Origin of the sequence: Desulfitispora alkaliphila, assembly GCF_050433185.1 — a bacterium.
In the GTDB taxonomy this organism is placed as follows: Bacteria; Bacillota; Desulfitisporia; order Desulfitisporales; family Desulfitisporaceae; genus Desulfitispora; species Desulfitispora alkaliphila.
In genome coordinates this window covers 1-1806 of the sequence record NZ_JBNPXS010000085.1, presented here as the reverse complement: position 1 = coordinate 1806, position 1806 = coordinate 1, and the positions used below count along the sequence as shown (strand labels likewise).

Here is a 1806-nt window from a genome sequence, read left to right as displayed (position 1 = left end):
GATAACATTCAAGTCTGGTGGTGATGGCGAGGGGGTTACACCTGTTCCCATGCCGAACACAGCAGTTAAGTCCTTCAGCGCCAATGGTACTTGGACCGAGAGGTCCTGGGAGAGTAGGTCGCTGCCAGACAATTAGAAACACTCACTTTTGTGGGTGTTTTTTTGCGTTACAATCTAATACAGTACATAAAAAAACTCCTAAAACACATACTAAACCTGATTACATACAGATAAAGGAGGAATTTTGAGTGAAAAAGAAAACCACATTGTCTCTTTTAGTGGTGTTAGTGTTAATATGTTCTGCTTTAATATTAACGGGTTGTCCTCCTCAAGAGGAGGAAGAAGATCCCCAGCCAGAAGAACAGCCCCAGGAACAAGTGGAAACAGTAACATATGATCCAATCGATTACTCTGAGGGCTTCGAGTTTCCAGGAGATTGGGGAGAAGTACCAGTAAGTGAGATGACAGTTTTTTATCCAGGACAGTCCTCATGGCAGTATCTAGTGAGTGAGGAACACCCAGGAGCAGGTGCAATGGAGGGAGGAGCTAGCTGTAGTAGCTGCCATCAAGGCCAAGAAGAGCGATTAGGTGAAAGTTTAGTAAATCATGATGCATTAGAAGATGACCCTATAGAAGGAAAAGAACCACACAAAGAATTATTAGCTCAAGCTGCTTATGACGATGAGAACTTCTATTTAAAGTTGCAGTGGGAATCAGAGCGGCCAGGAATTTCACATCAGCTTTGGCGATATAATGGCGAAGATTGGGAAAGAGATGGAGGTCCTAGGCCCGATGTTGACAGCGATGGTAACATACCTAGCTACGAAGATAGGGTAACAATGCTTTTTACTGATCAAGATATCCCAGCTTATGATGGTGCTGATATTGGTTGGAATGAAGCAGGTTGTTTTATTACTTGCCATGATAGTATGAGAGCAATGCCCGAAGCACCTTCTAGAGAAGAAGTAGTAGCTCACCCTTATCTAGGGGAAGAAGGATTAAACCGAAGTGATATAAGGAAGTATCTGTTGGCAACTAGGACAGATTATGAAGGAGAAGGTGCAGGGTGGGATAATGTCAAACCTGAAAGTGAAATAGAAGCTATGTATCAAGAAGGAATGTTTTTAGATTTATGGCAGTTTAGAGGTAATCGTTCAGCGCCTATACAGTATGCCAGTGATGATTACGTACTTGAGTACAGATTTGGGGACGATGGTGAAGGACCGTTTACATCACAGAATGAAATAGAATGGATGTATGATCCAGATCAAACTGACGGTCTTAACGCTATACCTGAAGATAGATTTGAAGAAATGTTAGAAATGGTTCCGCTTAAGCCAGATGAAAACGGTATTCCTTTTGATGAAGATACAGAGTTTCAAGAAGGAGACTTATTACCTTATAGACTTCTACGAGATCCCTCAGGCAGTGCTGCTGATGTAAGAGCTTATAGCACCTGGGAAAATGGTATATGGACTGTGGTGTTTGTAAGAAGCTTAGATACTGGTAATCCCGATGACAAAGCTCTTGTAGAAGGAGAAATATATACAGTTGGATTTGGGTTATTTGATGATCACGTATCTAATCGTAGACATCATGTTTCTTTTGAAAAGACCCTTGGTATAGGTGTAGAAGAAGAGGTAGATATTAATGCAATTAGAATAGAATAAAGAAATATAAGAAGGAGGCTAGATAAAGCCTCCTTCTTATATACGTGTGCCCGGCACGGGCGGTAACTTGGCGGTGAAAGTCCGCTGTGGGCTTGGTAGTGGGAACCACTAGCCAATGACAAGGGTGTCCATCGCG

At 42.2% G+C, this 1806-nt stretch carries 1 protein-coding gene and 1 rRNA gene; both read left to right on the top strand.

The genetic code is table 11. The annotated features are described in order from the left end of the window. The first annotated feature begins 13 nt into the window (after positions 1 to 13). Positions 14 to 130: ribosomal RNA gene (rrf, locus tag GGQ84_RS15430) — 5S ribosomal RNA — on the top strand. A gap of 118 nt (positions 131 to 248) precedes the next feature. Continuing rightward, complete coding sequence (locus GGQ84_RS15425; protein ID WP_429163707.1) at positions 249 to 1670, top strand: ethylbenzene dehydrogenase-related protein; 1422 nt, start codon at positions 249 to 251, stop codon at positions 1668 to 1670. Positions 1671 to 1806: the final 136 nt, after the last annotated feature.